Source organism: Streptomyces sp. NPDC054840 (assembly GCF_053611065.1).
The window spans coordinates 1-7,850 of record NZ_JBSGZP010000335.1 but is presented as its reverse complement, the minus strand read 5'-3'; the positions used below and the strand labels follow the sequence as shown (position 1 = coordinate 7,850).

Annotated in this window: 7 protein-coding genes and 1 pseudogene; 4 read left to right on the top strand and 4 right to left on the bottom strand. The window is 72.2% G+C overall.

Annotated elements, in window-relative coordinates; translation table 11 throughout:
* Nucleotides 1–618, top strand: a pseudogene (locus tag ACWGIU_RS22665) (hypothetical protein); the annotation flags it as partial.
* A 69-nt stretch (nt 619–687) separates the two neighbouring features.
* Nucleotides 688–2,004 (top strand): MFS transporter, encoded by a 1,317-nt coding sequence (locus tag ACWGIU_RS22660; RefSeq protein WP_453708483.1) that lies wholly within the window; start codon nt 688–690, stop codon nt 2,002–2,004.
* A gap of 39 nt (nt 2,005–2,043) precedes the next feature.
* On the opposite strand, the gene ACWGIU_RS22655 is transcribed toward ACWGIU_RS22660, so the two are convergent.
* The 4 genes from ACWGIU_RS22655 to ACWGIU_RS22640 form a co-directional block, all read right to left on the bottom strand.
* Complete coding sequence (locus ACWGIU_RS22655) at nt 2,044–2,835, bottom strand: spermidine synthase (RefSeq protein WP_453708485.1); 792 nt, start codon at nt 2,833–2,835, stop codon at nt 2,044–2,046.
* 100 nt (nt 2,836–2,935) lie between these two features.
* A complete protein-coding gene (locus tag ACWGIU_RS22650) occupies nt 2,936–3,796 on the bottom strand; it encodes a patatin-like phospholipase family protein (RefSeq protein ID WP_453708481.1) in 861 nt (286 codons plus the stop codon).
* Between the two features lie 90 nt (nt 3,797–3,886).
* Nucleotides 3,887–5,068 (bottom strand): elongation factor Tu, encoded by a 1,182-nt coding sequence (gene tuf / locus ACWGIU_RS22645; RefSeq protein WP_453708479.1) that lies wholly within the window; start codon nt 5,066–5,068, stop codon nt 3,887–3,889.
* A 341-nt stretch (nt 5,069–5,409) separates the two neighbouring features.
* Nucleotides 5,410–6,135: a DNA alkylation repair protein gene (locus tag ACWGIU_RS22640; protein ID WP_453708477.1), complete on the bottom strand. Its 726-nt coding sequence runs from the start codon at nt 6,133–6,135 to the stop codon at nt 5,410–5,412.
* Between the two features lie 49 nt (nt 6,136–6,184).
* Here ACWGIU_RS22640 and ACWGIU_RS22635 point away from each other — a divergent pair, with 49 nt between their 5' ends.
* Together ACWGIU_RS22635 and ACWGIU_RS22630 are read left to right on the top strand one after the other, a co-directional pair.
* Complete coding sequence (locus ACWGIU_RS22635; protein ID WP_453708475.1) at nt 6,185–6,913, top strand: TVP38/TMEM64 family protein; 729 nt, start codon at nt 6,185–6,187, stop codon at nt 6,911–6,913.
* A 48-nt stretch (nt 6,914–6,961) separates the two neighbouring features.
* Complete coding sequence (locus ACWGIU_RS22630) at nt 6,962–7,840, top strand: undecaprenyl-diphosphate phosphatase (protein WP_453708473.1); 879 nt, start codon at nt 6,962–6,964, stop codon at nt 7,838–7,840.
* Nucleotides 7,841–7,850: the final 10 nt, after the last annotated feature.

Sequence of the window (7,850 nt, the reverse complement as noted above, 5' to 3'; positions counted from 1 at the left end):
AACCCGAGGGCCGGCGGAGCCGTCCAGCCGGTCATCCCGGGCTGGAAGGCCGTCGTCAACACGAAGTACGGCGTCGTCTACGACGTGCCCCCCGAGTGGAACGTCAACGATTCCGGCGTGATCCTCTCCTTCCACGACGAGGTCAAGAACGACGGCAAGCCGATCATCACGATGACCGGCACCGCCACCCTCAAGGAAGAGTGGTGCACGGTCGACAAGGACGCGGACGGCAGGGTCGAGAAGTTCTCGCTCGCGGACACCGGCGTCAAGGGGGCCCAGGGCGCCAAGGACACGGCGCAGGTGGCGACCGACAACACCGCCTTCTGGGCGTGGGCGGCCTTCGCCCAGAAGGAGCCCAAGGGAACGGTCAAGGAGGGGCCGGCCAAGGAGTTCACGAGCTCCTCCGGGCTCAAGGGCCACATGATGGTGGCGACCGCTTCGAACCTGAAGAAGGAGCACAAGTGCTCCACCGACGGCAAGGCGATCGGCTTCGGTTTCAAGAACGCCGTCGGTGACTTCGCCAGCTTCGTGCTCATCAGCGCGGCCGGCGTGAAGGACGAGGTTCCGACCGAGGTCTCCGACAAGATCATCAGTTCCATCCGGCTCAGCACCCCCTGATCCCACGCCCCACGTCCCGGGCCGGCCGATCCGTTTGGATTCTCGGCCCGGGGCGGGGATAGTCCGGGGGTGAGCTCTCCCCGCACCGCAATACCCCGTACGGCCGCGAACCGCCGCCGACCCGACTGGGCCGGCCGCAACTACAGCCTACTCACGGGTGCGGCGATCATCACGAACCTGGGAAGCCACGGAGCGCACATCGCGGCCGCCTTCGCCGTGATGGAGGCCGGCGGATCCGTCGGCGACGTCGGACTGATCGCGGCCGCCCGCACGCTGCCGCTCGTCCTCTTCCTGCTCATCGGCGGGGCCATAGCCGACCGGCTGCCCCGCCACCGTGTGATGGTCGCGGCCAACGTCCTGAACTGCCTCTCGCAGGCCGCCTTCGCCGTCCTCGTCCTCGCGGGCGAACCCCAGCTGTGGCAGATGATGCTGCTGACCGCCCTGTGCGGCACCGGTACGGCCTTCTTCAATCCCGCGGCCGAGGGCATGCTGCTCTCCACCGTCTCCGGTGAACACTCCAACCGCGCCTTCGCGCTCTTCCGCATGGCGATCAACGGCGCCGGCATCGGCGGCGCGGCCCTCGGCGGAGCGATGATCGCCGCGGTGGGACCGGGCTGGGTCCTGGCCGCCGACGCGGCGGCCTTCGCGGTCGCCGGCGCCCTGCGGGCCTTCCTCGACGTCAGCCACGTTGCCGACCGGGCTCCCGGCGGCGGTCTGCTGGCCGATCTGCGCGAGGGCTGGGTGGAGGTCCGGACCCGCCCCTGGCTGTGGAGCATCGTGCTCCAGTTCTCCGTCGTGGTCGCCGTCGTCGGCGCCGCGGACGCCGTCTACGGGCCCCTGGTCGCCCGGGACCAACTGGGCGGGCCCGCGCCCTGGGGCGTGGCCCTGGCCTTCTTCGGCGTCGGCACCATCGCCGGGGCCGTGCTGATGATGGCGTGGAAGCCGCGCCGCCTGCTTCTCGTCGGCACGCTGTGCGTGTTCCCGCTGGCGCTGCCCTCGGCGGGGCTCGCCGTGCCGCTGCCCGTGTGGGGGCTGTGCGTGGTGATGTTCGTCAGCGGCGCCGCGATAGAGGTCTTCGGCGTGAACTGGATGACCGCGATGCACCAGGAGATCCCGGAGGAGAAGTTCTCCCGGGTCACCGCCTACGACTGGTTCGGCTCGGTGTCGATGCTTCCGCTCGCCACCGCCCTGGCCGGGCCCGCCGAATCGGCCTTCGGGCGCACCGAGGCCCTGTGGGGCTGTGCGGTGCTGGTCGTCGTGCCCACCGCCCTCGTCCTGCTCGTTCCGGACGTCCGCCGCATGACCCGCAGGGCCCACGGCAAGACCATCGCCCCGGTGGCCGCGACCGAGCCGGCCCCCGGCACCGCCGACGCCGTCGGCCGCTGAAGCACCGTCAGGCACTGCAGCGCCGTCGGCCCCGACCGCTCACCCCAGGCAGAACGCACCCTCCGGCGGCGCCGGCGAAGGGGCCGCGTCCGCGTCGGCCACCGGCGCCGCACCCTTCCGGAACCGGGCCAGTCCGTCCCCGTACTCCACCCTCGCGGGAAAGACGTCGGCCGCGCACTTGCGGGCCAGCGCCCCCACCTCCAACGGGGCGTCCGAGGCCAGCAGCACGGCGTTCCCGAACCGCCTCCCCCGCAGCACGGCCGGCTCGGCGATCAGCGCCAGCTCCGCGAACGCCTCCGCGAAGTTCGCCACCTGCGCCCGCAGGAAGTCGAAGGGCGCTCCGTCGGCCAGGTTCGCCGCGTACAGCCCGCCGGGCCGCAGCACCCGCGCGGCCGCCCGGGCGTACTCCACCGACGTCAGCTGCGCCGGCACCCGCGAGCCGCCGAACACGTCGGCCACCACCAGGTCCACGCTCGCGGCGGGCGCGGCCTCCAGCCAGGCCCGGGCGTCGGCGGTGTGCACGGTGACCCCGGAGCCCGCCGCCAGGGGCAGGTGCTCGGTCACCAGGTCGACCAGGCCCTCGTCGAACTCGACGACGCTCTGCCGGGATCCGGCCCGGGTGGCCGCGGCGTAGCGCGGCAGGGTGAGCGCGCCGCCGCCGAGGTGCAGGAGGTCCAGCGCGAGCCCGGGCTCGGCGACGCAGTCCAGGACGTGCGCGAGGCGGCGTACGTACTCGAATTCCAGGTGCTGCGGATCGTCCAGGTCCACGTACGACTGCGGGGCCCCGTCGACGGTCAGCAGCCAGGCCCGGTCCCGGTCCACGTCCGGCATCAGCTTGGCGGTGCCCTGGCCCACGTCCCGGACGACCGGGATCTGTTCGTCGCTCACCGCTCCATTGTCCGGCAGCGGCCGGGCGGGCTTCGAACAGCCCTCAGGCGACCCCGGTCGACCAGACGGCCGCCGTCTCCCCCGCGTGCTCCTCGGCCTGCGCCAGGCCCGCCCGCGCGGCCGGGTCACGCCGCGCCGGATCCAGTACGTTGCGCCCGAAGGCCTTGCGGGCGGCCGCGGACGGGGTGATCAGCAGGACCCGCGCACCCGCCTCCCGCAACCGCTCGGCCTGCGCCGACGGCGAGGGGACCAGTCCCGAGCCGAGCGACATCGGGGCGAGGATCACCACGCGCGCGTAGCCGGCGGCCAGGTCGGCATTGGTGGCGGAGCGGATTCCGCCGTCGATGAAGCGGCGGCCGGCGACCGTGACGGGCGGCCACACCCCGGGCACCGCACAGCTCGCCGAGACCGCGTCGACGAGCCCGTCGCCGCTCCCCCGGTCGAACGCCTTGAGCTCACCGGTGAGGGCGTCCACCGCCGTGACGACGAGCCGCCGCTCGGGCCACTCATGGGAGACCAGCCGGGCGGCCAGGACCTTGCGCCGCTCGGCCTCGGTGCCTGCGCCGGTGTCGGCGGCCAGGGCCATGGCGCCGACCCGCTGCCGGTAGGCCTCCGCGGTGCGCGAGCGCGCCATCGCGACGGCGTACCGGGCGAGGAGGCCGGCCCCCAGTCTCGCCGCGGCCTCGCCGGTGGAGTCCCCGAGCTGGCGCTCGTACAGCTCCTGCGCGGTGAGCAGGCCGGAGGTGAGCTGGGCCCCGACCACGGAACCGGCGGAGGTACCGACGACCAGGTCGGCGGTGGTGAGGTCCACGCCCGCCCGGGCGAGGCCGTACAGGATTCCGCACTCCCAGCCGATGCCCGTCAGCCCCCCACCGCCGAGCACCAGTGCCGTGTCGCCGCTCATTTCGCCCGCCCCTCCGCGCATGCCTGTGGTGACGGCAGTCTGGCGTAGCCGGGCCACCGCCACCACAGAGGGGTCCGGATCAGCTCCGGGTCACCCCAGTACGGCCGTCACCGTCCCCGCGCCGACGGTGCGCCCGCCCTCTCGGATCGCGAAGCCGAGCCCCGACTCCAACGGGACGTCCCGGCCGAGCTCCACGGTCATCGTGACCGTCTCCCCCGGCCGGGCCACGGCGGCCTCGCCCAGGTCCACGTCCCCGACCACGTCGGCGGTCCGGATGTAGAACTGCGGCCGGTAGCCGCTGGCGACCGGTGTCGTACGGCCGCCCTCGCGCCCGGAGAGCACGTACACCTGCGCCGTGAACCGGCGCTGCGGCGTCACGCTGCCCGGCGCGGCCACCACGTGCCCGCGGCGTACGCCGTCGCGCGGCACCCCGCGCAGCAGCAGGGCGACATTGTCCCCGGCCTCGGCGGCCTCCATCGGCTTTCCGAAGGTCTCCAGCCCGGTGACGACCGTCTCGACCGGCTCGCCGTCACCGCCGAGGACCGCCACGCGGTCCCCGAGGCGTACGGTGCCGCGCTCGACGGCGCCGGTCACGACGGTCCCGCGCCCGGTGATGGTCAGCACGTTCTCGACCGGCAGCAGGAACGGCGCGTCCGTGTAGCGCACGGGGGTCGGTACGTACGTGTCCACCGCGTCGAGCAGCGCCTGGATCGCCCCCGTCCACCGCGGGTCACCCTCCAGCGCCCCGAGTCCGGAGACCCGTACGACCGGCGCGGCGTCGCCGCCGTATCCGTGCGCGGTGAGCAGCTCCCGGACCTCCAGCTCGACCAGGTCGGTGAGCTCGGGGTCCCCGGCGTCGGCCTTGTTCAATGCCACCACGATGTGGTCGACGCCGACCTGCCGGGCGAGGAGCACGTGCTCGGCGGTCTGTGGCATGACGCCGTCGAGCGCGGAGACGACGAGGATCGCGCCGTCGAGTTGGGCGGCGCCCGTGACCATGTTCTTGATGTAGTCGGCGTGACCGGGCATGTCCACGTGGGCGTAGTGCCGGGTGTCGGTCTCGTACTCGACGTGCGTGAGGTTGATGGTGATGCCGCGCCGGGACTCCTCGGGGGCCCGGTCGATGCGGTCGAAGGGCACGAAGGAGGCGCCGCCGTGCTCGGCGAGGACCTTGGTGATGGCGGCGGTGAGGGTGGTCTTGCCGTGGTCGACGTGACCCATGGTGCCGATGTTGAGGTGCGGCTTGGTGCGCACGAAGGCCGTCTTGGCCATGATTCATTCCCGTGTCCGGAAGCTGGAGCGGGACCCCGAGGTCGAGCCGACCCTCCCCCTGCGGGGTCCGCCGGACGATCCGGGAAGGGTCAGCTTCGTGCGCCGTCGAATGCGGCGAAGACGGGTGCGAATGCGGGTGCGCCTTCCGGTGCGCCCGTGATGGCGGCAGCCTTCGGCGCGTCCGCGACTGCGGACGGCGCTGCGAGGAAGGCATACCGGTTCATGCCGCTGATCCTGCCGGACGGTCCGGGGCCCGTCGAATGATTTACGGCGTGGTCGCAGACGCCTCGGGCGCTCATGTCGTCACGCTGGAGGGGAAGTCAGGGGTCCTCGACCCCGCGTCAGGAAGAGGCCAGGTTCTTGAGTGCCTCGCGTGCGGACAGCGGTGCCAGGGAGCCTCGTTCGGCCTCGACGAAGGCGCGTACGGCTTCCGGGTCCGTCTTCGCGTACTCGCGCAGGGCCCAGCCGATCGCCTTGCGTACGAAGAAGTCGGGGTGGCCGGCCCGGCTGCGGCAGTATCCGAAGAGCCGGCCGGTGTCGGTCGCGGACTTGAAGCGGAGCTGGTGGAGCAGCGCGGTGCGGGCGAGCCAGAGGTTGTCGTCCTCGATCCACTCGTCCATCACGGACGCGAGCTCCGGGTCGGCGGCCACCAGCGGTCCGACCGTGTGCGCAGCCAGCAGGTCGACGGTGTCCCACCAGGGGACGGTGACGATCAGGTGCCGGAGCACCGGCAGGAAGCCGGAGGAGCAGCGGGCGGTGTGGCGGCGCAGGTAGTCCACCGCGAAGTACTGGTACTCGCGCTCCGGGAGCAGCCAGCAGCGCAGGCCGAGCGCCGCGCAGTCCGTCTCGGACGGTTCCGGAGTGTCCTTGGTCACGGTCTTGGACAGTTCCCGGCGCAGCGGGGTGGGGATGCCGAGGAAGGGCGCGACGTCCTTCATGTACGCGGCCATGGCCCCGGCCCGTACGGGATCGGCGGCGGCCGTGTACGCCCCGGGCAGCCGCTCCAGCAGGGTGTCCGCGAGGGCGCTGCGGGGAACTCGCGGGGGTAGCCGGTCGTTCGACTGCATGAGGCCCAGATTACGGCGCACCGCCGTATACGTGGGCTAGTCTCCCGGGATGTCCCTCCTCCTCGCGCCGTGGACCCGGCTGTCGGTGCTCGTCGTGCTGCTCGTGGCGGCGGGCGTGTGCGTGCTGCTGTACGAGCCCCAGCGCATCCTCTCGGAGGGCTGGCCCCCGGGGCTCCCGGTGGGCACGGCGGTCCTTCTGTTCGCAGCCGCGTACGGCGTGTGCACGGCCGCGTTCGTGCCGCGCCCCCTGCTCAATCTGGCCGCGGGAGCCGTCTTCGGCACCCAGTTCGGCCTCGTCGCGGCGGTCGGCGGCACGGTGCTGGGCGCCGGGATCTCCTTCGGGCTGGGCCGGCTCATGGGCCAGGAGGCTTTGCGGCCGTTCCTGCGCGGGCGCTGGCTCCAGGCGGCCGACGGCCAGCTCAGCCGGCACGGTTTCCGCTCGATGCTGGCGGTCCGGATCTTTCCCGGTGTGCCGTTCGTGGTCGCCAACTACTGTGCCGCCGTGTCGCGGTGCGGCTGGGGTCCCTTCCTGCTCGCCACGGCGATCGGGGTCGTTCCGAACACCGCCGCGTACGTGATCGCGGGGGCCAGTGCCTCCTCGCCCGGATCGCCCGCGTTCCTCGCCTCGTTCGGCTTCATCGTCGTCTCGCTCGTGGGCGGAGGGGTCGTCGCATGGCGCAAGCGACACCGTCTGACACCCCCTCGAACCGAGCACCGGGTGCCCGAACTGGTGCCCCAGCACCCCCCTGTGGTCAGCGCCGCTTCGCACGGGCCCTAGCATCGGACGCGAACTGCCCGACGATCACAAGGACGAGCGCACCCCGACATGAGCTGGTTCGAATCCCTAATCCTCGGTCTCGTCCAGGGGCTTACGGAGTTCCTCCCGATCTCCTCCAGCGCCCACCTGCGGCTGACCGCGGCGTTCGCCGGCTGGCACGACCCAGGAGCGGCCTTCACCGCGATCACCCAGATCGGCACCGAAGCCGCCGTGCTGATCTACTTCCGCAAGGACATCGCGCGGATCGTCTCCACTTGGTTCCGCTCCCTGTTCAACAAGGGGCTGCGCTCCGAGCAGGACGCCAAGATGGGCTGGCTGGTGATCGTCGGCTCGATCCCGATCGGCGTCCTCGGCCTGGTCTTCAAGGACGCGATCGTGGGCCCGGCCCGCGACCTGCGGCTGACGGCCACCACCCTGATCCTCATGGGCATCGTGCTCGGCGTCGCCGACCGGCTGGCCGCCCGCGACGAGGAGGGCGGCCGGCACCGCGCGATCCGCGAGCGCAAGACGCTGCAGCAGCTGGGCGTCAAGGACGGTCTGATCTTCGGTCTCTGCCAGGCGATGGCCCTGATCCCGGGCGTCTCCCGGTCCGGCGCGACGATCTCCGGCGGTCTGCTGCTCGGCTTCACCCGTGAGGCCGCGGCCCGCTACTCCTTCCTCCTCGCGATCCCGGCCGTGCTGGCCTCGGGAGCGTTCGAGATCAAGGACGTCGTGGAGAACCCGGGCCATATCTCCTGGGGGCCGACGATCTTCGCGACGGTCATCGCCTTCTTCGTGGGCTACGTCGTGATCGCGTGGTTCATGAAGTTCATCTCGACCAAGAGCTTCATGCCCTTCGTGATCTACCGGATCCTCCTGGGCATCCTGCTGTTCGTGCTGATCGGCACGGACGTGCTGAGCCCGCACGCGGGCGAGTCCGGCTCGTAGCCCCTTCGGC